Genomic DNA, 23,305 nt, shown 5'->3' on the forward strand with positions numbered 1-23,305 from the left:
CGGTCGCGGCTGTCACACTACGCGCCCCGTGCGCCCGGTCCGCAAAGGTTGAAGACAGCCCCATGAAGTCCCCCAGCATGCTCCGCGGACTGCTCTCGTTCAGCAGCATGACGATGGTTTCGCGGGTGCTCGGCCTGGTGCGCGACATGTCGATCAACGCCGCGTTCGGCGCCAACGGCGCCACCGATGCGTTCTGGGTGGCGTTTCGCATTCCCAACTTCATGCGCCGGCTGTTCGCCGAGGGCTCGTTCTCGACTGCCTTCGTGCCGGTTTTCACGGAAGTGAAGGAAAAGGGCACGCACGCGCAGCTGAAGGAGCTGGTGGCGCGGGTATCGGGCACCCTGGGCGGCGTGCTGCTGCTGATCACCGCGCTGGGCATCATCTTCGCGCCGCAGGTGACCGTGCTGTTCTCGCCCGGCGCGATCGACGAGCCGCGCAAGTTCGAGCTGACCGTCGAGCTGCTGCGGCTGACCTTCCCGTTCCTGCTGTTCGTGTCGCTGACCGCATTGTCCGGCGGCGCGCTGAACAGTTTCCACCGCTTCGGGCTGCCGGCGCTGACCCCGGTGATCCTCAACCTGTGCATGATCGCCGGCGCGCTGTGGCTGTCGAAGCGGCTGCAGACGCCGATCATGGCGATGGGCTGGGCGATCCTGGCGGCCGGCGTCCTGCAGTTGCTGTTCCAGCTGCCGGCATTGCGCGGGCTGGACCTGCTGACCCTGCCGCGCTGGGGCTGGAGCCACCCGGAGGTGCGGAAGATCATGCGGCTGATGGTGCCGACCCTGTTCGGCTCTTCCGTGGCGCAGATCAACCTGCTGTTCGACACGGTGATCGCCTCGCTGCTGGTGGTCGGCTCGCAGAGCTGGCTGTCGCAGGCGGACCGTTTCCTGGAACTGCCGCTGGGCGTGTTCGGCGTGGCGCTGGGTACGGTGATCCTGCCGTCGCTGTCGCGCCATCATGTCAGTACCGACACGGCCGGCTTCTCGCGCGCGCTGGACTGGGGCCTGCGCGTCACCCTGCTGATCGCGGTGCCGGCGATGTTCGCGCTGATGCTGCTGGCCGGGCCGCTGGTCGCCACGCTGTTCCAGCACGGCCACTGGAGCGCGCGCGACACGCACATGGCGACGCTGTCGATCACCGCGCTGAGTTTCGGGTTGCCCGCGTTCGCGCTGGTGAAGGTGCTGCTGCCGGCGTTCTATGCGCGCCAGGACACGCGTACCCCGGTGCGTGCGGCGGTGGCTTCGCTGCTCAGCAATATGCTGTTGAACGTGGTGTTCCTGGCGCTGCTGTTCGAACTGTGGGCGCCGCACGAACTGAAGCAGTTGCCCTGGCTGGACGGCCTGGCACGCTTGCCGGGCCTGCACATGGCGCTGGGCCTGGCCAGCGCGGTGGCCGCCTATGTGAACCTGGGGCTGTTGTGGCACTGGCTGAGGAAGGCCGGCGTGTATCGGCGCCAGCCGGGCTGGGCGCGGCACCTGCTGCGGCTGGCAGCGGCCTGCGTGGTGATGGTGGCGGTGCTGTTGCTGGGCCGCTGGCTGTGGCCGGACTGGGTCCACGGCGTGCCGGTGCTGACCCGGCTGTGGCATCTGGCCGTGCTGGTGCTGGCCGGCGGTGCCAGTTACGTGGCCATGCTGTTTGCCGGGGGCTTCCGCCTGCGCGACCTGCGCGGTGCGTGAACCCTTTCGCCTCGCCGTTATACTCACGCGATGATGAGACTTTCCCGGGATCTCGCAGGCCCCTGCCTGGCGCCGCGCGGCAGCGTGGTCGCGGTCGGTGCGTTCGACGGCCTGCACCGCGGCCACCAGGCGTTGCTGGCGCAGGTGCGCGAGCGCGCGCAGGCGCTCGGCTGCAGCCCGGTGGTGGTGAGCTTCGAGCCGCTGCCGCGGGCGTTCTTCTCGCCGGAGCCGGTGCCGCGGCTGTCCAGCGTGCGCGAGAAACTGCGCGGCTTCGCCGCCGCTGACATGGAGCGCACCCTGTTGCTGCGCTTTAACCGCACGCTGACCGCGATGCCGGCCGAGGATTTCGTGCGGCGGGTGCTGGTCCAGCGGCTCGCCGCGCGCGAGGTCTGGGTGGGCGGCGATTTCCGCTTTGGCCACAGGCGCGTGGGCGACGTGGCGCTGCTGGAACGGATGGGCGTCGAACTCGGCTTCCGGGCCTGCACCATGCCGGCGGTGCAGCTCGACGGCGCCCGCGTCTCGGCGAGCCGGGTGCGCGCCTTGCTGGCGGCCGGCGAGTTCGCCGGGGCCGAGCCGTTGCTGGGCCGGCCGTTCGTGATCGACGGCAGGGTGGAGTACGGCAACCAGCTCGGACGCACACTGGGCTATCCCACCGCGAACATCCACCTGCAGCAGCGGGTCAGCCCGATCCAGGGCATCTTCGCGGTGCGCGTGGGGCTGGGCGAGGGCGAGTGCAGCTGGCCGGGCGTGGCCAGCCTCGGCGTGCGCCCCACCGTGAACGAGGTCGCCGAGCCGCTGCTGGAAGTGCACCTGTTCGACTTCGACGGCGATCTGTACGGCCAGCGCATGGCGGTGCAGTTCGTCGCCAAGCTGCGCGACGAGCAGAAGTTCGACGGGCTGGAACCGCTGAAGGCGCAGATGGCGCTGGACTCGCGCCAGGCGCGCGAGCTGCTGGGCATGAACCCGCGCCTGGTCGAGGCGTGAAGCCCGTTTTTCGCGTTGACTTCAGGCAGGCCGGCTTCTAGGATATACATGGATTTTTGTATATCCATGCGGAGACGCGCCATGCAGGTTTCGAAGTGGGGCAACAGTCTGGCGATTCGCCTGCCCGCCGCGGTGGTCGATGCGCTGCAACTGCGCGATGGCGACGACATCGAGGTTCGCGTTGCCGGCGCGCGCGTGTTCGAGGTGAAAAAGGAGCCCGGCCGGCAGGAACTGCTGCAGCGGTTGCGCAAGTTCCGCGGACGGCTTCCCGCAGGTTTCGTGTTCGAGCGTGATGGCGCGCATGAGCGCTAAGGCGTTCATCGACAGCAATATCGTGCTGTACCTGTTGTCGGCGGACGCCGGCAAGGCCGATCGCGCCGAGGCCGTGATCGCGGCTGGTGGCGTGGTCAGCGTGCAGGTGTTGAACGAAGTGACCAGCGTCGCCCGGCGCAAACTGGGCATGAGCTGGAGCGAGACCGCCGAAGTGCTCGCCGGGTTGCGCGCCGTCTGCCCGGTGGAGTCATTGACCGCCGAGACCCATGACACCGGGCGGCGGCTGGCGGAGCGGTACGGCTTGTCGGTGTACGACGCGATGATTGCCTCGTCGGCGCTGCTGGCCGGCTGCAACCGGCTTTATTCCGAGGACATGCAGCACGGATTGCTGATCGATCGGCAATTGCGCGTATGCAATCCGTTCATTCGACCGTCCTGATCGGCTATTTTGCAGGGCCTTCCCGCCAATTCGCACTGCACGGCCTGTCCGGCCGGCGCTGCCGCCCACGTAACGTCCGAAGATTTCCACGCCCATGACCCACGATTACAAGAGCACGATCAACCTGCCGCAGACGGATTTCCCGATGCGCGGCGATTTGCCGAAGCGCGAGCCGGGCTGGCTGGCGAAGTGGGAGCAGGCCGGCCGCTATGCGCAGATCCAGCGGAAGACCGCGCACCGCGACAGCGTGTTCGTGCTGCACGACGGTCCGCCGTACGCGAACGGATCGATCCACATCGGCCACGCCGTCAACAAGATCCTCAAGGACATGGTGGTCAAGTCCAAGCTGCTGGCCGGCCAGCGCGCGCCCTACGTGCCGGGCTGGGACTGCCATGGCCTGCCGATCGAGATCGCGGTGGAGAAGAAGTACGGCAAGCCGGGCGAGAAGCTCGACGCCGCCCAGTTCCGCCAGAAGTGCCGCGAGTACGCCCAGCAGCAGATCGATGACCAGCGCGCGGGCTTCAGGCGGCTCGGCGTACTCGGCGACTGGGAGCATCCGTACCGCACGATGGATTTCAGGTACGAGGCCGACATGCTGCGCGCGCTGGCGCGCATCGTTTCCAACGGCCACGTGGTGCGCGGCGCCAAGCCGGTGTACTGGTGCTTCGACTGCGCCTCGGCGCTGGCCGAGGCGGAGATCGAATACGGCGACAAGATCTCGCCCGCAGTCGACGTGGCGTATGACGCGGTCGGGCCGAAAGCGCTGGCGGCGAAGTTCGGCGTGGATCCCGGCGACGCCATCGTCGCCATCCCGATCTGGACCACCACGCCGTGGACCTTGCCGGAAAGCCAGGCGGTGTCGCTGGGCGGCGCTCTCGAATACGCGCTGATCGAAGGCCCGTCGCGCGATGGCCGGCGCACGCTGCTGGTGGTCGCCAGCGCGCTGGTCGACAAGGCGGCGCAGCGCTACGGCCTGGCCCAGGCCGTAGCGCTGGGTCATGCCGAGGGCAAGGCGCTGGAAGGCTTGAAGCTGCACCACCCGTTCTACCCGCGTGAAGTGCCGGTGATCCTGGGCGAGCACGTCAGCGCCGAGGACGGTACCGGTGCGGTGCACACCTCGCCCGACCACGGCGTCGAGGATTTCGTGGTGGCGCGCGAGTACGGCATCGGCCTGCTCAACTACATCGGGTCGCGCGGCAGCTACCGCGCCGACACGCCGGCGGCCAACGGCCTCGAACTGGCCGGCATGCACATCTGGAAGGCCAACGACGCGATCGTCGAACTGCTGCGCCGGCGCGGTGTGCTGCTGGCGTTCGCGAAGATCGAGCACAGCTACCCGAACTGCTGGCGGCACAAGACGCCGGTGATCTACCGCACCACCCCGCAGTGGTTCATCTCGATGGAGCAGGCGCAGCTGCGCGAGACGGCACTTACCTCGATCAGGAGCGTGCGCTGGGTGCCGGGCTGGGGCGAGGAGCGCATCGCCGGCATGGTCGCCGGGCGCCCGGACTGGTGCATCTCGCGCCAGCGCACCTGGGGCGTGCCGATCGCGCTGTTCGTGCACAAGGCCACGCAGGAACCGCACCCGGATTCCGTCGCGCTGCTGGAGCAGGTCGCGAAGAAAGTGGAGCAGGGCGGCATCGACGCGTGGTTCGCGCTGGACGCGGCCGAACTGCTCGGCGACCAGGCGAGCGACTACGAGAAAGTCACCGACGTGCTGGACGTCTGGTTCGATTCCGGCGTCACCCATTTCGCGGTGATCGGCCAGCGCCCGGAACTGCAGCAGGGCAGGGCGTCGCACTACAAGGTGATGTACCTGGAAGGCTCCGACCAGCATCGCGGCTGGTTCCAGTCGTCGCTGCTGACCTCGGCGGCGATCCACGGCCGCGCGCCGTACAACGAGGTACTCACCCACGGTTTCGCGGTGGACGCGAACGGCCGCAAGATGTCCAAGTCACTGGGCAACGTGGTGGCGCCGCAGAAGGTGATGGACACGCTGGGCGCCGACGTGCTGCGCCTGTGGGTGGCTTCGGCCGACTACCGCAACGAGATGACCGTTTCCGACGAGATCCTCAAGCGCGTCTCCGATGCGTACCGCCGCATCCGCAACACCGCGCGCTTCCTGCTCGGCAACCTCGACGGCTTCGACCCGGCGAAACACCTGCTGCCGGTGGAAGGCAGCGTGCTGCTCGACCAGTGGGCGGTGCAGCAGGCGTACGACGTGCAGCAGGCGGTGACCGCCGCGTACGAGCGCTACGACTATCCCGAGGTGGTGTCGCGCATCCAGAACTTCTGTACCAACGAACTGGGCGCGCTGTACCTGGACATCACCAAGGACCGGCTCTACACCATGCCGACCGACAGTCGCGGCCGGCGCAGCGCGCAGAGCGCGATGTACCGCATCACCGAGGCGCTGGTGCGCTGGCTGGCGCCGATCCTCAGCTTCACCGCCGAGGAGATCTGGCAGGCGTTGCCGGGCGAGCGCGGCGACAGCGTGCTGTTCGAGATCTGGTACGACGGTCTCGCCGCCACCCAGGCCTCGCCGGAGCAGCGGCGCTGGTGGTCCGACCTGCTGGCGATCCGCGACACCGCCGCGCGCGTGCTCGAAGGCATGCGCAAGGCCGAACAGATCGGCGCCGCGCTGGAGGCGAAGCTGGCGGTCCACGCCGACGAAGCCACCGTGGCGCGTTACGCAGCGGCGGCGAGCGAGCTGCGCTTCTTCTTCATCACCGCCGACGTGCGCCTGGACCTGGCGGGTGGCCAGCCGGACAGCGCCGTGCTGACCGAGCTGGAAGGCGCCGACGCATGGGTCTCCGCCACGGTCAGTGACGCCGCCAAGTGCGTGCGCTGCTGGCACCGCCGCGACGACGTGGGCAGCCACGCCGACCACCCCGAGCTGTGCGGCCGCTGCATCGGCAACATCGAAGGTCCCGGCGAGGACCGCCGCTGGTTCTGAGCTGCACCGTGCTCCCACGCCGCACTCCCTTGCTGCGCAGCATGGAAGGAGCGCACGACCAGGCTGTACTCCCTCCCCTGCGCAGCAGGGGAGGGTTGGGGAGGGGTAGGCTCTTGATCTGATCCCCAGGGTCAAAAGCGAACCCCCTCCCAGCCGCCCCCTGCGATGCAGGGGGCGGAGTCAATATTCGCCACATGATCGAGTCCCCGAATCCATGCCACCGAAACCCAACGCACTCTCCTGGCTCTGGCTCTCCGCCGCCGTCATCGCGCTCGACCAGCTCAGCAAGTGGTGGGCGTTGTCGGTGCTGCAGCCCGCCGGCGTGCCGCATCCGGTGATCCCGGGTTTCCTGAACTGGACGCTGGCGTTCAATGCCGGCGCTGCATTCAGCTTCCTGGCCGACGGCGCCGGCTGGCAGCGCTGGTTCTTCGTGCTGCTGGCGCTGGTGATCGGCGCGGTGCTGGTGGTATGGCTGGCGCGTACGCCGCGGCGCGACTGGCGCACCGCGCTGCCGCTGGCGCTGATCGTGGGCGGCGCGGTCGGCAACCTGATCGACCGCCTGCATGCGGCTCAGGTCACCGATTTCATCCACGTGCATTTCCGCCAGTGGAACTACCCGGTGTTCAACCTGGCCGACTGCGGCATCACCGTCGGCGCCGTGATGCTGATCGTGTTCGGCCTGTTCGCCGGCAAGTCCGGGGGCGGCGTGCGATAATCCGCTGTCGCAGTCTTTCGCGCCTGTGAAGGCGCGCCCCCTCCATCTCCCCCCTGCAGGCAGGGGGAGGGACAAGGCCACGAGTTTTCCATGGACATCCTGCTCGCCAATCCCCGCGGTTTCTGTGCCGGCGTCGATCGCGCCATCGCCATCGTCGAGCGCGCGCTGGAATCCTATGGTGCGCCGATCTACGTGCGGCACGAGGTGGTGCACAACCGCTACGTGGTCGACAAGCTGCGTGCCGACGGCGCGGTGTTCGTGGAGGAATTGCGCGAAGTGCCCGATGGCGCCACCGTGATCTTCAGCGCCCACGGCGTATCGCAGGCGGTGCGCGAGGAAGCCGAGCAGCGGCACCTGAAGGTGTTCGACGCGACCTGCCCGCTGGTCACCAAGGTGCACATGGAAGTGGCGCGGCTGGGTCGGGTGGGTCGCAGCGTGGTGCTGATCGGCCATGCCGGGCATCCCGAGGTCGAGGGCACCATGGGCCAGTGGAACCGGGCCAATACCGGCGAGATCCTGCTGGTGGAGTCGGTGGAGAACGTCGCCGCCCTGACGCCGAAATTCCCGCACGAGCTGTCCTACGTCACCCAGACCACGCTGTCGGTGGACGACACCAAGGCGATCATCGCGGCGCTGCGCGCGAAATTCCCGGAGATCGATGGGCCGCGCAAGGACGACATCTGCTACGCCACGCAGAACCGCCAGGATGCCGTGCGCCGACTGGCCGAGGCGGTCGACCTGATGCTGGTGGTCGGCTCGGTCAACAGTTCCAACTCCAACCGTCTGCGCGAGCTGGCCGAGAAGCAGGGCGTGCGCTCGTTCCTGATCGACAGCGCGGAGCATATCGAGCGCAGCTGGCTTGACGGCGTCGAGCGGATCGGACTCACCGCCGGCGCCTCGGCCCCGGAGAAGCTGGTGCGCGACGTGATCGTCCGCTTGCAGTCATGGGGCGTCGGCGAGGTGCGCGAGCTGGACGGTGAACCGGAGGACATTACCTTCGCCCTGCCGAAAGAATTGCGCCTGGTCGGCGGCAACAGCTTCGCCAGCCTGTAATCCCGCCATCGCGAGCCTCCGGCGGCGCAACGACGGCGCTGCTGCGGGTTCGTTGCGCGGCGTACTTGCCGGTTGCCGTGCCGAGGGAGCATCCTTCGGCCGTAGGGCTGCGAAAGACGTCGGGAACCGGGGGGGGGGGGGACGCCTGCATTGCCGCATGCCATCAGATGCAACCAAGGCCTCGGGAGGCGTGGCTTCCCGGGGCCTTGGTTGTGCCTGGACTGGTGCCGGAAATAGGAATCGAACCTACGACCTACGCATTACGAATGCGCCGCTCTACCAACTGAGCTATTCCGGCAAAGAGCCGAGAATATTACGGGCCGCGCTGCAATGGTGCAAGCGACGATTGCGCCACCGGCGGGGTCTGGCGGCCATCGAGTGGTGGTCCCGACCGGTCGTCAGGTTGCTGTGGGGCCGCGGTCGCGGCGGCCGGATCATGCGTACTCAGGTTTTCCAAAGCGCGGCCGATAACGAGTCGACGGCCCGCGCTGTCCGGACTGGGAGAGTCTGAATCGACTTCCTTGGGGGCGTATTGTCCGGACTATTTCGAACTTTACCGGGTTTGTTGTTGCTGCTGATGGCGACGTGCTGCGTGCACGCGGGATCGGCAACGCAGGCATCGGTACGCGATACGGCGGCGTTCGACCAGCTCATGCGGCAGCTGGACAATGGCGAGGTGATCCTCAACACCCGCGCCGCGATCGACCAGACGCTCGGGCGCCTGCGTACCCTGTTGCCGCCCGATGACGCCTACCGGCAACGCCGGTACGCATACATCTACTGCTTCCTGGCGTTCGACAACGACGCCGACGGCGGTTACGTCTATGCCGGCCATGGCATCGAGCAGGCCCATCAGGCGGGCGATCTGGAGGCGGAGGCCAACTTCCAGATATGCCGTGGCCGGTACCAGGGCCGGGTCACCACGGAGCGCGACGCGCTGCCGGCCTACGAGGCCGGCATCCGGATTGCCCGGCATCTGGAGAACAACCGCCTGATCGCCGACGGACTGACCTGGCGCGGCGGCGCCCTGTCGCTGCTCGGCGAGCAGGCCAGAGCACTGTTTGATTTCCTGGAGGCGCAGCACCTCTACGAAGCCGCGGGCAATACGACGGCCGCCCAGTCCAACCTCATCAGCATCGCCACCATCTATCGCCGACTGGGTGAGTACGACAAGGCCGCCGACTACCTGCAGCAGTCGATGGCCTTTGCGCGGCGCAAGCAGGACCGGCAGGAAGAGAGGGCGGTAGACATGGAGCTGGGGTTCCTGGCGATCGACCGGGGCGATGCCGCGGCCGCCGTGGCGCCGCTGCAGCGGGCACTGGCGATCTCGCGCGAGACCGGCTCGCGGCAAAGCGTGGGATCCGCGCTGCTGGCATTGGCAGAGAGCAGCAATGCACGGCACCAGTACACCGAGGCGCTGCAGCAGCTGGCGCTCGCCGGCAACGAGTTCCAGGTCGTTTCGGACAAATCCAGCAGCGGCATGCTGGCGCTGCAGTCGGCCAAGGCCCACGCGGGCCTCGACCAGCACGAACTGGCCGAGCGCGAGTTCGACATCGCCGAGACCGACGTGAGGCAGGGCGACAACATGCGCTACCTGGCCGAGCTGTACGAGGCGCGGTCGAGGAACCAGGAGGCGCTGGGCAATTCCGCGGCCGCACTGGCTTACCTGAAGCTCAAGATGAAGGCCGATGCCGCGCTGGCGCGCATGGCCAAAACCCAGATCACCACGCTGATGAGCTACCAGTTCGATACCGAACGGCGCGAACTGGAGAACCGCAAGCTTGCCGCCGACAAGGCGCTCAAGGAGCAGCAGCTGGCCGCACTGGAGCGCGTTCGCGGCTGGCAGAGTCTGGCGATCCTGCTCGCCGGCGCGCTGCTGTTGTTGATGTTCTGGCTGGCGCGGCGGCAATTGCGCCGGAGCCGCAGCCTGCACCGGCTGGCACTCACCGATGCGCTGACCGGCATTTCCAACCGGCGCCACATCGAGCATACGCTGCACATGGCCGTCGACAAGGCTCGCCGCAAACATCACGGATTGGCCGTGATCATGTTCGACATCGACCACTTCAAGCAGGTCAATGACAGCCATGGCCATCAGATCGGCGATCAGGTGCTGGAGCAGATCGTCCATGCCTGCCAGGGCGCACTGCGCCAATTCGACCGGCTCGGTCGCCTGGGCGGCGAGGAGTTCCTGGTCGTGCTGCCTGATACCGACCTCGAGGGCGGCCTGCAGGTGGCCGAACGCCTGCGCGCCGCCGTGGCTGCGGCGAGGCCGACGGTTGCCGGCGTCGGACTGCAGCTCTCGATCAGCCTCGGCGTTGCCCAGCTGCGGTCGGCCGAGTCGGGAGTGACTTCGCTGGTGCGGCGCGCCGACGCGGCGCTGTATCACGCCAAGGACAACGGCAGGAACCGGGTCGAGGCGGCGCCGCTGTAGCGACCTGGGGATGGCCCTGGCCAGCCGCTTCGCCGGTTCTCCGGCGGCCCGCCTGTGACCCCGATCACCTTCGCGGCGCTCCTGCCGGCCGCTTGTCGGGCAATTGCTACCACTCGTCGGCTGCGGGCTGGCCGGAACCGGCGCGTCGATACAGAGTGGGCGCAGGGGTATCAGGGAGAACGCCATGCGGGTCTTGTCGCGTCAGCGGAGCGCTTCGCTGGTCGGAGTGCGGATGTCGGGCATTGCCGGTGATGTCCCGCCATGGCGTGCCATGGCGCGGCGGCGCGAGCGCGGTTTCACCCTGATCGAGCTGATGATCACACTCGCCGTCGCGATCGTGCTGCTGGTGATCGCCGTGCCGAGCTTCAGGTTGCTGACCCTTTCCAACAAGCTCACCACCGCCGCCAACGACGTGGTCAACTCGATCAACGTGGCGCGGATGGAAGCCATCAAGCGCAATGCGAATACGCAGCTGTGCAGCAACTCGGCCAGCGTCAACAGCGCCGACGTCCTCGGTACGGCGTGCAGCACCCAGACCGGCGCGGTCTACGCAATGGCCGGTGCCGGCGCCAACCCGGTGCTGGCTGGCACGGTCGGCATCGGCACGAGCGTGCAGCTGTCGGGCGATGTGGTGGCGATCCGTTTCGGCGGGCAGGGGCTGGGGCAGGCCGTCGGCGCCACCAGCCCCTACACCGGCACGGTCGCGGACATCTGCACCAGCCAGATGAGCAGCGACAACCACCGCGTGATCACGATGACGACCGGATCGATTCTCGTGGTCGCCACCAGCTCGGGAGCCTGCCCATGACGAATCGCCCCACTCCGGCCATGCGCCCCGTGCGCCTGCCCGGGCAGCGGAGCGCGCGCCAGCGTGCCGGCCAGTCCGGTGTCGGCCTGATCGAGGTGCTGGTGGCCGTGCTGGTGCTTTCCATCGCCTTCCTCGGCATCGCGGCGTTGCAGGCCATGTCGCTTTCCACCAACAACAGCGCGATGGCGCGCAGCGTGGCCACGGTCGCCAGCTACTCGATCCTGGATGCGATGCGCGCGGACATCGGTGGCGCCCGCAACGGCGGCTACAACACGACCACGCCGATCGCGGCCAACGCCTGCCCCGCGCCGGGCAGTACCCTGGCCAGCGTCCAGATCAGCCAGTGGTGCAGCGTGGGGCTCGGCAACAGGAGCCTCGGTGCGACCGCCAGCACCACCGGCGCCATCGCCTGCACCGCGGTCGGCACCGCCAGCGCCGACTGCACCATCACCATCACGTTCGACGACAGCCGGACCGGCGCGGGCGGTTCCAGCGCGCAGCAAGTCGCCATCCGGGCCATGCTGTGAGCGGCCGTCCGATGCCCTGCCGTCGCGTACCCGGGCCGATGAAGCCGCCGGCCGGTTTCACCCTGATCGAGCTGATGGTCGCGATGCTGCTCGGCCTCATCGTCATCGCCGGGGTGACCAGCGTGTTCCTGGCCAACCAGCGCACCTACCGCACCAACCAGGCACTTGGCGACGTGCAGGACGGCTCGCGCATCGCGTTCGAGCTGCTGGCGCGCGATATCCGCAATGCCGGGCTCAATCCGTGCAACAACGGCGACCGCATGGGCAACCTGCTCAACAACAGCGGCACGGACTGGTGGGCCAGCTGGAGCAACGCCGTGCACGGCTACAGCGGCAGCCAGGGCGACCCGGCGACCGGAGGCGTGTTCGGCACCGGCGTCGGCCAGCGGGTCGCCGGCACCGATTCGGTGCAGGTTCTCGGCGCGGTCGAAGGCGGCATGAGCGTGGCCACCGACAACGAGCCGGCGGCGAATTTCAAGCTGAACGACAAGACCACCAACCTGCAATCCGGCGACATCGTCATCGTCTGCGATCCCGATCACGCAGTGATGGTGCAGATCAGCAACTACAACAACAGCAACGTCACCTTCGTGCACAACACCGGCAACGCGGTCAATCCGGGCAACTGCTCGAAAGGCCTGGGCTACCCCAGCGACTGCAGCAGCACCAACGGCAACCTGTACCAGTTCGGCGCCAACTCGCAGATAGCAAAACTGGGTGCCGCCGACTGGTATGTCGGCAACAACCCGGTCGGCGGGCGCTCCCTGTATCGGGTGGCGCTGGCAGCCCCCGACGCCAAGGAGAACGTGTTCCTCGGGGCGCCGCAGGAAATGGTGCGTAACGTCAGCGGCATGGTCATCAACTATCACGCGCGGGGCGGTATCGCGTTCGTGACCGCCAGCTCGATCGGCAACTGGGCCGTGGTCGACGCTGCGCAGATCACCTTCACGCTGCAGAGCGCCGACCAGCGCGCCGGTACCGACACCAAGCCGCTGGTGCGCGCTTTCACCGCCACCACCACCGTGCGCAACCGGGTGAACTGACATGATCCACGTTTGTACGTTCAGGCCCTCGTCCGCCTCCGCGGTGCCGTCACGGCGGCGCGGTGGCTCGTCGTCGTCGCACCGGGCCGGCCAGCGCGGCGTGGCGCTGGTGGTGTCGCTGATCCTGCTGGTGGTGATCACCCTGGTCGGGCTGGCCGCCGTGCGCGGCACCATCATGCAGCAGAAGATGGCGAGCAACCTGTACGACCGGCAGATCGCCTTTCAGGGGGCCGAGGCGGCCATGCGGGCCGCGGCGGGGCTGGTCGGCAGCAATCCCGGCATCATCGCCCGCAACTGCCAGGCCAGCAGCGTGGTGTGCCTGACCAATCCGTTCAACGATCCGGGCCTGCCGAGCGGAAGCATCCATACCGTGGCCACGGGAACGGCGGCAGGGCAGTTCACGGTCGCCGGAGTCGCCTCCGGCCAGCCCCAGTACGTGGTGGAAAACATGGGCAACTGGGTCGACACCAGTTCCAGCACCGGCTTCAACCAGAGCGCCAACGCGCAGAACTACGGCGCGCAGGGAACTTCCACTACCGCGGTGTACTACCGGATCACCGCGCGCAGCGGCGATCCGGCGGTGGTCGGCGACCGCGCCGTGGTGATGTTGCAGGCGATGGTCAAGCAGCGCTGACCGCCAGGCATACGCAAGCAGACAGACTGCATGGGGCCTCCCATGCTGCACCAGGAGCGGAACCGTCATGAACCTCATCTCCCGCCTGCATCGCAAGCCAGGACGCGGCCTCGGCAGAGTGCTGTCGGCCGGCCTGTTCGTATGGCTGCTGGGTGTCGCCTGTGCGCCCGCGCTGGCTGCCGTCCCGGTCGACCAGACGCCGTTGATCATCCAGGAATCGCTGCCGCCGAACATCACGCTGATGCTGGATGATTCAGGGTCGATGGCATGGAATTTCATGCCCGACTGGAGTTATCTCAAGAACAACACCAATAACGCCGCGGTGATCAACTCCAGCAACAACGGCGTCTATTACAACCCGGCAGTTACCTACCTGCCGCCGCCCAAGGCGAACGGCACCAGTTCCTATCCTGCCGCGAATGGTCTGACCAGCGCCGGGGTCAATGGATTTTCCGGCACTTTGACACCCGTCGACCTGACCAATTACGACGGAAGGTATGAGTATTACGATTGCGGCGGTGTCTGTTCCGGCAGCGCCATCCAATTCTCGGCATCGAACACGGTAGCCACGCCCACATCCGTGACCTATCAAAACGTCACGCAAAACCAGTGCGACTATTACTACTACAACCAGGCTGGCGCCACCGGCGAGAGTTTTACCCCGAGCAGCAAGTACTCCACGACGGGTACTTGCTCAATCGCCTACAACCGGAGCACGACGTACAACTATTTCCAGTATTCGACGGGGCCGGCGGCAGGCCCTTATACCGTCAGCTACGTGGCGGCGTCGGACTGCGGCGGAAAATCCGGTTGCGTGCTGGCGTCCGATACTTCCGGTGTGGCTGCGCCCGCCGGCGTGGCGGCCGGGCAGAACATCGCCAACTGGTTCGCCTACTACCATACGCGCATCCTGATGGCCAAGAGCGGCCTGATGAATTCGTTCGTCGGCATTGATCCGGGGTTCCGGGTCGGCTTCGGCTCGATCGACGGTGGCGGCAGCGGCAACAGCAATTACCAGAACCTCCCCGCCTCCCGCTACAGCTACAGCGACGCGTACAACGGCGGCACCAACTACATCGCGCAGGTCACCCCCTTTGGCGACGGATCGAGTGCCGGCGACCAGAAAAATGCCCTGTGGAACTGGGTAAGCGCCGCCAGGGCCAGTGGCGGTACGCCGTTGCGCCAGGCGCTGGATGCGGTTGGCCGGTATTACCAGTCGTCGCAGCCTTGGCAGGTGATGTCGTCCGATCCGGTCCCCGCGGGAACCACTACCGAACTTGCCTGCCGCCAGTCGTACACCATCCTCACCACGGACGGATTCTGGAACGACAGTTTCACGGGGCCCGGCAATGCGGACGGCAGCAACGGCACGACGGTGACCGGAGCCAACGGTCAGAAATACACCTATACGGTGGCGGCGCCCTATGCGGATTCCTACAGCAACACGCTGGCCGACGTGGCCATGAAGTACTGGGAAACCGACCTGCGTACGGGCACTCCCAACGAAGTGCCGACCAGCAGCGAGGACCCCGCGTTCTGGCAGCACATGACTACCTTCACCCTCGGACTGGGCTTTACGCCGAGCGGCATTTCGCCCTCGGGCACCACCATTCCCCAGATCTTCAACTGGGCCAACGGCGGCGCGGCGGTCAGCAATTTCAGCTGGCCGCAACCGTCGTCCAATTCCCTCAACAACATCGCCGACCTGGCCCATGCCGCGGTCAACGGCCATGGCGGCTTCTATTCCGCCACCAGTCCCGAAGCATTCGCCAGCGGCATGAAGGATGCGTTGAAGCGCGCCGCCGAGCGGGTCGGCACGGGCGCCAGCCTCGCGGCCAACTCCACCCAGTTGAAGACCGGCACGGTGGCGTACCAGGCCAACTACTACACCGCCAAGTGGAAGGGCGACCTGAAGGCGCTGGCGGTGAATCCCAACACCGGCGCGATCGCGGCGACGCCGAGCTGGACCGCCGCAGGCTCGCTGCCGGCGGCGGCCAGCCGGAACATCTGGACCTACAACCCCGCGACGGGCGGGAAGACCGCCGCTTATGTGGCGTTCCAGGACAGCAGCGCCAGTACGCCGCCTGCGCTGTCTGCCGCGCAACTGAGTGCGCTGGGCAGCAGCGCCGCTGCCCAGGCGAACATGGTCAACTACCTGCGCGGCGATGCCACGCTGGAGCAGAAGAACCGCGGCAGCTTCCGCAATCGCGACACGCCGCTGGGCGACATCGTCGATTCGCAGCCGGTCTATGTCGGGGCGCCGGACCCGAACCTGTTCGCCAACGAGACGTTCACCGGGTCGTCGACGTATCTGGCCTACGCCAGCGGCACGACCAACAACCAGGGGAATTTCACGCCCAGCGTCGTGGCTTCGCGCGCCGGGCTGCTCTACGTGGCTGCCAACGACGGCATGCTGCACGGCTTCGACGCCACCACCGGCGTGGAGAAGTTCGCCTACATCCCTGGCGCCGTGCTCACCACCGGCAGCGCCGGCGGTCTGGTCGGCCTCAGCCAGCTGTCCAGCCCCGACTACGGCACCACCACCAGCGCGCCGCACCAGTATTTCAACGACGGCGAGCTCACGGTGGCGGATGTCTACATGGGCAGCGCGTGGAAGAGCGTGCTGGTGGGCACCAGCGGCCGCGGCCTGGCCAAGGCGGTGTATGCCTTCGACATCACCGATCCGACGGCGATCAAGTTCCTGTGGGAACGCTCTGCCGGCGATGGCAACAGCGACGGCAACAGCAAATACATCGGCCAGATGTCCGGCAAGCCGGTGATCGCGCAGACCGCGGACGGCGTCTGGTCGGTGCTGCTTGGCAACGGCTACAACAGTGCGGCGGGCGTGTCGGCACTGTTGCAGTTCGACCTTGCCACGGGCTCGCTCAGCGTGCACACGACCACCGACACCACCGCCGACAACGGCCTGGCGGCTCCGGGCGTATGGATGGGGCTGGCGAACAATGGCGTGAGCACCGTGGCCTATGCCGGCGACCTCCGCGGCAATGTATGGTCGTTCACGCTCAATACCGGCAGCAGCACGAGCACCAGCACGCCGGGCAGCACCGGCAGCCTGCTGTTCGTGGCCAGGGACGGCAGCAACAACCTGCAGCCCATCACTGGCGGCGTGCTGGTGGGCAAGGATCCGGCCAACGGCAACACCTGGGTGTTCTTCGGCACCGGCCTGTATCTGAGCACGATCGACCTCACCAATACGGCCACCCAGAGCTGGTACGGCCTGATCGTGCAGACCACCAACGCCACCAACAGCCCGGCGATCGCCTCCAGCATGACCCGCGCCGCCAACCTCGTGCAGCGATCCGTCGTGGCGGAGACCGCCGGCAACCCCGGCGCAACGCCGCCGGTATTGCCGGCGCGGGCAGTGACACCCACGCCGACCTCGTCCGACATGACCGGCATGTCGGGCTGGTACATGGACCTGCTGTCGCCGACCGGGACGGGCGGCGCCAACGTCGCCCAGGGCGAGCGGATGGTGACCTCCAACCAGTTCCAGGGCAACCTGCTGCTCGGTACGACGCGGATTCCCCAGGCTTCGGACGTGTGCAATCCCTCCGGCGGCGGCTGGATCATGGCGATCAACCCGTTCACCGGCACCAATCCGTCCGGCAACTTCTTCGACCTCAACGGTGACGGCCTGGTGAATGCGTCGGACACGGTCACGGTGAACGGCAAGAGCTATGCGGCCGCCGGCATCGGCTTCAATTCGCTGCCCAACAACCCGATCTTCGTGGGCGGCAGCATGCTGGTCAGTTTCGACAACGGCTCGAACAGCAGCATCACCACGGCGGGTTCGACCGGCATGATGCAGCGGGTGTCGTGGCGCGAACTGGTCAATCCGTAAAGGAACGGAACGATGAAAATATTCCCGTCGGTCGAACGCGGCGCGGTGCCGGCCATGCGCGTGCGCCGCAGCGCCGGTTTCACCCTGATCGAACTGATGATCGTGGTGGCGGTCATCGCGGTGCTGGCGGCCATCGCGCTGCCGGTCTACAGCAACTACATCACCCGGACCAAGCGGGTGGCGGCGGAGGGCTGCCTGTCGGAGTACGCCAACTACATGGAGCGCTATTACACCACCAACCTCAGCTACAGCCGGAACAGCGCCGGCACCGCCAACACCCTGCCGCAGCTGGACTGCGCCAGCGCCCCGCGCACCGGCACCAACTACCAGTACGACCTGCCGTCGTCGTCGCTGAGCACGGCGACCTACAGCATCACGGCTACGCCGATCGGCACCCAGCTGAATCGCGACACCCAGTGCGGCACGCTCTCGCTCAACCAGGCCGGCGTGCGCGGACCCGCCACCGCCGGCTGCTGGTGATGCGCTTTCAGGTGGACTGCAACCGCTCGCGCAGGCCGCCCTGGCGGCGGATCGGACGGGCCAGCGCGGCGCGCAGCGAGTCGTCGGTGCTCCAGATTTCGGCGTGGGCCCTGGCGCGCGAGATGGCGGTGTAGACCAGTTCGCGGGTGAGGATGCGGTTGTCGGCGTCCGGCGGCAGCAGCACCGCCACGTCGCGATATTCGGAACCCTGGCTGCGATGGATGGTGATGGCCCAGGCGCTGTCGTGGGCGGGCAGGGCGCGCGGCGAGTAGCTGCGCAGGCCGGCGTTGCCGTCGCGGTCGCTGAGCTCGAACCACACGCGCAGCCCTTCCGCGCCTTCCAGCGCGATGCCGACGTCGCCGTTGAACAGGCCGCGGGCGTAGTCGTTGCGGGTGATGATGACCGGGCGGCCGTGATACCAGGCGCGGCCGGCGTCGATGCCGAAGCGGGTGGCGAGCCGGCGCAGCATCAGCTCGTTGAGGCCCTGCGCGCCGAACGGACCGCCGCGCAGCGCGCACAGGACCTGCAGCTGGCGCAGCTGCAGCAATGCCGCGGCGGTATCGATGGCGGGCGTCAGCAGCGATTGCAGCAGTTCGGCGTGGCGCTCGACCCAGCCATCGACGCAGGCGCGCAGGGCATGGACGTTGGGGCAGTGGCGCAGGTGCAGGTCGCCGTCGCTGCGCTTGTCCAGCAATGCATCCAGCCAGGCCGGATCGGGGGCGTCGCGCAGCGCCTCGACGCCGCGCTGCAGGCCAGTGCCAGCGCGCCAGCTGTGGGTCAGCGTGACTACCTGGCCGGCCAGCGGCGTGTCGTCGTCGAGGATGCCTGGTGCCTGCTGCAGCAGCGGCGCGAGCAGGCCGGCCAGCGGCGGCGGCAGCCTGTTGTGCGGTGTGCGGGCGACGATGTCGGCCAGCACCGAGCCGGCGTCGACCGAAGCCAGCTGGCCCGGGTCGCCGAGCAGGATCAGCACCGCCTCGGGGCGCAGCGCCTGCAGCAGCTGGCGCATCATCGCCAGGTCCACCATCGACGCCTCGTCCACCACCACGATGTCCTCGGCCAGCGGGTTGCGCGGGCCGTGGCTGAAGCCGTTGTCCATCGGGCGGTAGCCGAGCAGGCGGTGCAGCGTGCGCGCATCGGCGTGGGGGATGTGGGGCACGAGGTCGCGGAAACGGTTGCCCGGGAGGCTGGCTTGCAGTTCAGCCTTGCCCCTGGCGATGGCCTGCGCCAGCCGCTGCGCGGCCTTGCCGGTGGGTGCGGCGAGGGCGATCGACGGCTGCGCCGGCAGGCCGCAGGCTTGCGCGTGGTGCAGCAGCATCAGCAGCATGCGCACCACGGTGGTGGTCTTGCCGGTGCCGGGGCCGCCGGTGAGCACGAAGAAGCGCGCGCCGGGCACGGCGGCCACGGCGGCGCGCTGCCCGTCGGTGGGGCCGGGCGGCATGCCGGCGAACAGCGCATCCAGGTCGTCGGCGATGGTATCGGCGGCGATCGGCAGCGCGCGTTGCGCGCAGCGCCGCAGGATCGCCTCGGCGAGCTTCGTTTCGTGCTGCCAGTTGCGCCACAGGTAGAAGCGGTCCTGCGCATCGAGCACGAACGGGGTGAACGAGGCGCCGCCGCCGACCCAATCGTGCAGGCGCAGTGCATCCAGGGCGGCTGCATCGAAGCCGGCGTCCGGATCGGCCAGCGTGGCGCAGGAATGGCCGTGGCCTTCGGCGCGGCTGGCGGCGCGCACGGCGTCGGCCAGCGGGATGGAGCTGGTGCGCCCGAGCACCCATTGCGCCAGGGTCTGGTCGATCGCGCGCTCGTCGGCGTCGGCAGGTGGTAGCGGGTGGTTCATGCCACGGCCTCCCGCGTACCGGCGAACGCATCGTCGAGCGCCTCGATCAGCGCCGCCGGCCAGCGCTGGCGCCATACGCCCAGCCCGGGCGCCAGCCCCAGCGCGCGCACGAACAGGTACCAGCTTTCGCCGAGCTGGCGTTCGGCCGTATAGCCGTCCATCCGCTGGCGCAGGTAGCGGTGCAGCGCCACGGTATAGAGCAACGCCTGCAGCGGGTAGTGGTGTGCGGCCATGGCGGCCTCGAGCGATTCGCCCTGGTAGTCGCGCAGCCACGCGCCGAGCCAGTTGGTCTTGTAGTCGAGCACGTGGAAGCGGCCGTCACGGGCGAAGATGAGGTCGGCGAAGCCGGTCAGCATGCCGTTCAGCGTGGTGGCGTCGAGGCTGGCCGGCACCGCGTCGGGGTGGCCATGGGCCGCGCAGATCCGGCGCAATCGCGCCAGCGGCACCTGCCGCACCGGAAACTGGAACTCGAACTCGGCGATGCGCTGGTCGGCTGCGAGGTCGATCAGGCGAAGGCCGTCGCCCAGGTCGGCCTGGCGCGCGCGGTCGATCATCCGGCCCACGCGCTCGAGCGCTTCCTCGGGGGCAAGGTGCGGGGCGGCGACGGCCTGCGCGGCGAGCTGGCGGTGCAGCAACTGGCGCTGCCCGGGCCAGACCGGGCCGGGCTGCGCCAGCTCGAATACCTGGTGCACGGCGTCGCCGAAACGCGGGCCGCGCAGCGGGTACAGCGCGAGCAGGCGGCTGTCTTCGGCCGCCTCGTCCGCTTCGATCGCCGGTTCTTCCACGCCGGCTTCATCGGCGCCGCCGCTGTCGTCAACCAGCACCGCGGCGGCGTGGCGGGTCAGGCCACTGAAGCTGTGCAGCCACTGGAACGGCCGTATCTGCGGCGCTGGCGCCTGCACGGCGCGCGGCGAAGGGATCTCGGCCGGTGGCTGGTAGCGGGTGAACTCACCGGCGAACGGCGCGCACAGCTGCATGCCGCCAAGTGCCCCGGCCATGGCATCGAGCGAGGCTTCGCCCGCGGGCAGCTCCAGTTTCTGCCGGGCCTGCCCGAGCAGCAGGTCGATCGCGGACCACTCCCACGCCTGTGCATCGCCATCGAGCCGCAGGCCGCGATCGACCCAGTACACGTGCACGGCATGCACGGCGCGGGTCAGCGCCACGTAGAGCAGGCGCAGGCGTTCCTCCAGTTCCTCGCGGAAGTGCCGGGCGCGGTGCCCGGCGAAGTGCACCGAGCCCAGGTCCACGCAGCGGCGACCGGCATCGTCGTGGTAGCGCAGCAGCTTCGGCGCATAGCTGCCGCTTTGGCTGCGGATGCGCCACGCCAGCGGCAGGAACACGATGGGGAACTCCAGCCCCTTGCTGGCGTGAATGGTCAGCAGCTGCACGCGATGTGCGTCGCTTTCGATGCGCAGCTGGCGTTCGTCGGCCGCCTCGGCGTCGCCGTCGCTGCCTTCGCGGCGCATTTCCTGCAGCCACGCGTACAGGCCATCCAGCCCCTGGCGCGAGCTTTCCTCCGCGGCGAGCAGCTCGCCGAGGTGGCGCAGGTCGGTGAGCACGCGCTCGCCTTCGGGCAGCGCCAGCAGGGCGGTAGCGCGCGTGGCCAGCAGCTCGCCGATCAGGGCCAGCACGCCCCGGCCGCGCACCAGCACGCGCCATGCCTCGAAGCGTTCCAGCTCGCGCTCGAACGCAGCGGGCTGCGCCTGCCAGGCGCGGAAGTGTTCCAGCGTGGCGCCAAGCAGGCCGGTGGCCAGCGCGCCGCGCACCGCCTGGTCGTCGTCGGCATGCAGCACGGCGAACAGGACCAGCTCCAGTTCGCGCGCGACCTCGCCGGCGAAGATGTTGCCGCGGCCGCTGCCCACGCAGGGCACGCCGCGCGCGACCAGCCGCTGGCGCAGCGCCACGACCTGTTTGTTGGTGGACAGCAGCACGGCGACGTCGCCGGGCGTCACCGGCCGGCCGCCGATCGCCTGGCGCGTGTCGTTGAGCAGTTCGGCGATGCGGTTGGCGGAGTCGTCCAGCGCCAGCGCTTCGAGATCGCCGAGGGCGTTCAGCAGCTTGCCGTTTTTCTCGGTGTCGCCGCGGAACGGGTGGAACACCAGCGGCTGCGCCACCGGCCGGCCGTCGACGGTGTACGGCTGCCCGTCCGCCTTGCCGGCCGGTGCGACCGGCTGGTAGCGGATCTGCGGCCGGCCGAAGCCGCCTTCGGTGTGGGCGTACCAGGCGTTCAAGGCTTCCACCAGGGTGCGGCTGGAGCGGTGGTTGGTGCCCAGCGAAAAGCGCTGGCCGGCCTGCTCGCTGGCGCGCAGGTAGGCGGCGATGTCGCCGCCGCGGAAACTGTAGATGGCCTGCTTGGGGTCGCCGATCATCACCAGGGTGCCGCGCCCGCGATAGATCCGCTCGAAGATCGCGAACTGGCGCTGGTCGGTATCCTGGAACTCGTCGATCAGGGCGACCGGGAAGGCTTCGAACAGGCGGTCGGCGAGCAAGCCGTCGGACGCGTCACCGCACAGTCGCTGGTACACCGCATCGATCAGCATCGAGAAGGTCAGCACGTGGCGCTGGCGTGCGCGGCGCGGCATCTCATCGCGGCAGGTTTGCGCCGCGTCGGCGAGCACGGCGCCGCGGGTGAAAACGTCGCGCAGGCCGAGCAGCGGGCGCAGTGCCTGCAAGGCGTGGATCAACGGATGTGCGGCGAGCTCGTCGGCCCGGCCGGCAGCGGCCTGGGCCAGCAGCTTTTCCGGCTCGAACACGTCGCTGGTCGACTTGGCCAGTTGCGCTTCGTCGCTGTCGCGCAGCGCCTGCACGATTTCGCCCAGTCGGCTGCGCAGTGCCGCGTTGGCCCGCTTGTACAGCGTTGCGTCATCCGCCAGCCGCTGCAATTCGGCGATGCTCTCGTCCGTACCCAGCGTGGCGAGTGTGCGCTCGAGTTCGGCCAGGCCGCCGGCCTCGATCCGCGCGTCGCTGCTTTCGGCCAGGCCGCCGAGGTCGCGCAGCAGGCCTTCCGGGCCGTCCTTCAGCAGCAGCTCGGCTTCGCGCGGGTCGACCTCGCCGGCGAGGTAGCGGCGGCGCCAGAAATCCTCCACGCATTCGCGCACCAGTTGCTGTTCGTCGAACAGCTTGTCGTCGGCGAACGCGGCGCCGCTCTCCAGCGGGTAGTCGCGCTGGATGCGCTGGCACAGCGCGTGGATGGTCGAGACCGGGGCGCGGTCGAGGTCGGTGCGGGCAAGCTGGATCCGGCGCAGCGCGAGGCGGGTGCTGTCCGTGTCGGGGCACAGCGTGGCCAGCCAGCTTTCCAGGGGGTCGGCGCTGGCCGCGTCGCGGGCCACGGCTTCGAGCAGGCGCTCGGCCTCGACCAGGCGGCGGCGCAGGCGCTCGCGCAGTTCCTGCGCGGCGGCGTCGGTGAAGGTGGTCACCAGGATCTGCTCCACCCGCAGCCCGCGTTCGAGCAGCAGGCGCAGGTAGATCACGCCGATGTTCCAGGTCTTGCCGGTGCCGGCGCTGGCCTCGATCAGGGTGCGCCCGTGCAGCGGCATGGCGCGCCAGTCGAGCGGGGGCAGGGCGTCGGCGACGGTCACGGCGTTTCCACA

The 23,305-nt window shown here is 68.4% G+C and carries 16 protein-coding genes and 1 tRNA gene; 14 read left to right on the top strand and 3 right to left on the bottom strand.

Features of this window, described 5'->3' with window-relative positions; translation table 11 throughout:
* Nucleotides 1-62 precede the first annotated feature (62 nt).
* From murJ to ispH, 7 genes are all read left to right on the top strand, one after another.
* Nucleotides 63-1,673, top strand: a complete 1,611-nt coding sequence (gene murJ / locus AC1Q5A_RS05905; RefSeq protein ID WP_492699242.1) for a murein biosynthesis integral membrane protein MurJ — start codon at nucleotides 63-65, stop codon at nucleotides 1,671-1,673.
* 30 nt (nucleotides 1,674-1,703) lie between these two features.
* Nucleotides 1,704-2,657, top strand: coding sequence for a bifunctional riboflavin kinase/FAD synthetase (locus AC1Q5A_RS05910; RefSeq protein WP_492699244.1), 954 nt, complete (start codon nucleotides 1,704-1,706; stop codon nucleotides 2,655-2,657).
* A gap of 81 nt (nucleotides 2,658-2,738) precedes the next feature.
* Nucleotides 2,739-2,969 (top strand): AbrB/MazE/SpoVT family DNA-binding domain-containing protein, encoded by a 231-nt coding sequence (locus AC1Q5A_RS05915; RefSeq protein WP_027493004.1) that lies wholly within the window; start codon nucleotides 2,739-2,741, stop codon nucleotides 2,967-2,969.
* Nucleotides 2,959-3,369 carry a PIN domain-containing protein gene (locus AC1Q5A_RS05920; RefSeq protein ID WP_492699247.1) on the top strand — a complete coding sequence of 137 codons (411 nt, stop codon included), beginning with the start codon at nucleotides 2,959-2,961 and terminating at the stop codon, nucleotides 3,367-3,369. Before AC1Q5A_RS05915 ends, AC1Q5A_RS05920 begins: the two co-directional genes overlap by 11 nt.
* 94 nt (nucleotides 3,370-3,463) lie before the next feature.
* Entirely contained in the window at nucleotides 3,464-6,325 is a 2,862-nt protein-coding gene (ileS, locus tag AC1Q5A_RS05925) for an isoleucine--tRNA ligase (RefSeq protein ID WP_492699249.1), read from the top strand.
* A 214-nt stretch (nucleotides 6,326-6,539) separates the two neighbouring features.
* The gene (gene lspA, locus AC1Q5A_RS05930) at nucleotides 6,540-7,040 is read left to right on the top strand and encodes a signal peptidase II (protein WP_492699250.1); all 501 of its coding nucleotides are present in this window, start codon (nucleotides 6,540-6,542) and stop codon (nucleotides 7,038-7,040) included.
* 90 nt (nucleotides 7,041-7,130) lie between these two features.
* Nucleotides 7,131-8,093: a 4-hydroxy-3-methylbut-2-enyl diphosphate reductase gene (ispH, locus tag AC1Q5A_RS05935; protein ID WP_492699252.1), complete on the top strand. Its 963-nt coding sequence runs from the start codon at nucleotides 7,131-7,133 to the stop codon at nucleotides 8,091-8,093.
* A 222-nt stretch (nucleotides 8,094-8,315) separates the two neighbouring features.
* Here the strand turns inward: ispH and AC1Q5A_RS05940 are convergent.
* A tRNA-Thr gene (locus AC1Q5A_RS05940) sits at nucleotides 8,316-8,391 on the bottom strand.
* A gap of 294 nt (nucleotides 8,392-8,685) precedes the next feature.
* On the opposite strand from AC1Q5A_RS05940, the gene AC1Q5A_RS05945 reads away from it, so the two are divergent.
* The 7 genes from AC1Q5A_RS05945 (at nucleotide 8,686) to AC1Q5A_RS05975 (ending at nucleotide 17,881) form a co-directional block, all read left to right on the top strand.
* Nucleotides 8,686-10,527, top strand: coding sequence for a diguanylate cyclase (locus AC1Q5A_RS05945; RefSeq protein WP_492699254.1), 1,842 nt, complete (start codon nucleotides 8,686-8,688; stop codon nucleotides 10,525-10,527).
* Nucleotides 10,528-10,759: 232 nt separating this feature from the next.
* Nucleotides 10,760-11,335, top strand: a complete 576-nt coding sequence (locus AC1Q5A_RS05950; RefSeq protein WP_492699256.1) for a GspH/FimT family pseudopilin — start codon at nucleotides 10,760-10,762, stop codon at nucleotides 11,333-11,335.
* Nucleotides 11,332-11,862: a type IV pilus modification protein PilV gene (gene pilV, locus AC1Q5A_RS05955; protein ID WP_492699258.1), complete on the top strand. Its 531-nt coding sequence runs from the start codon at nucleotides 11,332-11,334 to the stop codon at nucleotides 11,860-11,862. The genes AC1Q5A_RS05950 and pilV overlap by 4 nt, the downstream gene beginning before the upstream one ends.
* Nucleotides 11,863-11,900: 38 nt before the next feature.
* Nucleotides 11,901-12,905 (top strand): PilW family protein, encoded by a 1,005-nt coding sequence (locus tag AC1Q5A_RS05960; protein ID WP_492699260.1) that lies wholly within the window; start codon nucleotides 11,901-11,903, stop codon nucleotides 12,903-12,905.
* A gap of 1 nt (nucleotide 12,906) precedes the next feature.
* The gene (locus AC1Q5A_RS05965; protein ID WP_492699262.1) at nucleotides 12,907-13,539 is read left to right on the top strand and encodes a pilus assembly PilX family protein; all 633 of its coding nucleotides are present in this window, start codon (nucleotides 12,907-12,909) and stop codon (nucleotides 13,537-13,539) included.
* A gap of 67 nt (nucleotides 13,540-13,606) precedes the next feature.
* On the top strand, nucleotides 13,607-17,401 hold the full coding sequence (locus tag AC1Q5A_RS05970) for a pilus assembly protein (protein WP_492699264.1): 3,795 nt from the start codon (nucleotides 13,607-13,609) through the stop codon (nucleotides 17,399-17,401).
* 12 nt (nucleotides 17,402-17,413) lie between these two features.
* The gene (locus AC1Q5A_RS05975; RefSeq protein ID WP_492699266.1) at nucleotides 17,414-17,881 is read left to right on the top strand and encodes a type IV pilin protein; all 468 of its coding nucleotides are present in this window, start codon (nucleotides 17,414-17,416) and stop codon (nucleotides 17,879-17,881) included.
* Between the two features lie 7 nt (nucleotides 17,882-17,888).
* Here the strand turns inward: AC1Q5A_RS05975 and recD are convergent, their stop codons facing one another.
* Both recD and AC1Q5A_RS05985 read right to left on the bottom strand, forming a co-directional pair.
* Nucleotides 17,889-19,715, bottom strand: a complete 1,827-nt coding sequence (gene recD, locus AC1Q5A_RS05980; protein WP_492699268.1) for an exodeoxyribonuclease V subunit alpha — start codon at nucleotides 19,713-19,715, stop codon at nucleotides 17,889-17,891.
* A complete protein-coding gene (locus AC1Q5A_RS05985; RefSeq protein WP_492699270.1) occupies nucleotides 19,712-23,293 on the bottom strand; it encodes a UvrD-helicase domain-containing protein in 3,582 nt (1,193 codons plus the stop codon). The genes recD and AC1Q5A_RS05985 overlap by 4 nt, the downstream gene beginning before the upstream one ends.
* Between the last annotated feature and the right edge of the window lie 12 nt (nucleotides 23,294-23,305).

Source organism: Rhodanobacter sp. GW835-FHT13D09 (assembly GCF_058793995.1).

Excerpts from the sequence above, each read along its gene's own strand:
- murJ (WP_492699242.1), top strand. The coding sequence starts at position 63 with ATGAAGTCCCCCAGCATGCTCCGCGGACTGCTCTCGTTCAGCAGCATG.
- AC1Q5A_RS05910 (WP_492699244.1), top strand. The coding sequence starts at position 1,704 with ATGATGAGACTTTCCCGGGATCTCGCAGGCCCCTGCCTGGCGCCGCGC.
- AC1Q5A_RS05915 (WP_027493004.1), top strand. The coding sequence starts at position 2,739 with ATGCAGGTTTCGAAGTGGGGCAACAGTCTGGCGATTCGCCTGCCCGCC.
- AC1Q5A_RS05920 (WP_492699247.1), top strand. The coding sequence starts at position 2,959 with ATGAGCGCTAAGGCGTTCATCGACAGCAATATCGTGCTGTACCTGTTG.
- ileS (WP_492699249.1), top strand. The coding sequence starts at position 3,464 with ATGACCCACGATTACAAGAGCACGATCAACCTGCCGCAGACGGATTTC.
- lspA (WP_492699250.1), top strand. The coding sequence starts at position 6,540 with ATGCCACCGAAACCCAACGCACTCTCCTGGCTCTGGCTCTCCGCCGCC.
- ispH (WP_492699252.1), top strand. The coding sequence starts at position 7,131 with ATGGACATCCTGCTCGCCAATCCCCGCGGTTTCTGTGCCGGCGTCGAT.
- AC1Q5A_RS05950 (WP_492699256.1), top strand. The coding sequence starts at position 10,760 with ATGTCGGGCATTGCCGGTGATGTCCCGCCATGGCGTGCCATGGCGCGG.
- pilV (WP_492699258.1), top strand. The coding sequence starts at position 11,332 with ATGACGAATCGCCCCACTCCGGCCATGCGCCCCGTGCGCCTGCCCGGG.
- AC1Q5A_RS05960 (WP_492699260.1), top strand. The coding sequence starts at position 11,901 with ATGAAGCCGCCGGCCGGTTTCACCCTGATCGAGCTGATGGTCGCGATG.
- AC1Q5A_RS05965 (WP_492699262.1), top strand. The coding sequence starts at position 12,907 with ATGATCCACGTTTGTACGTTCAGGCCCTCGTCCGCCTCCGCGGTGCCG.
- AC1Q5A_RS05970 (WP_492699264.1), top strand. The coding sequence starts at position 13,607 with ATGAACCTCATCTCCCGCCTGCATCGCAAGCCAGGACGCGGCCTCGGC.
- AC1Q5A_RS05975 (WP_492699266.1), top strand. The coding sequence starts at position 17,414 with ATGAAAATATTCCCGTCGGTCGAACGCGGCGCGGTGCCGGCCATGCGC.
- recD (WP_492699268.1), bottom strand. The coding sequence starts at position 19,715 with ATGAACCACCCGCTACCACCTGCCGACGCCGACGAGCGCGCGATCGAC.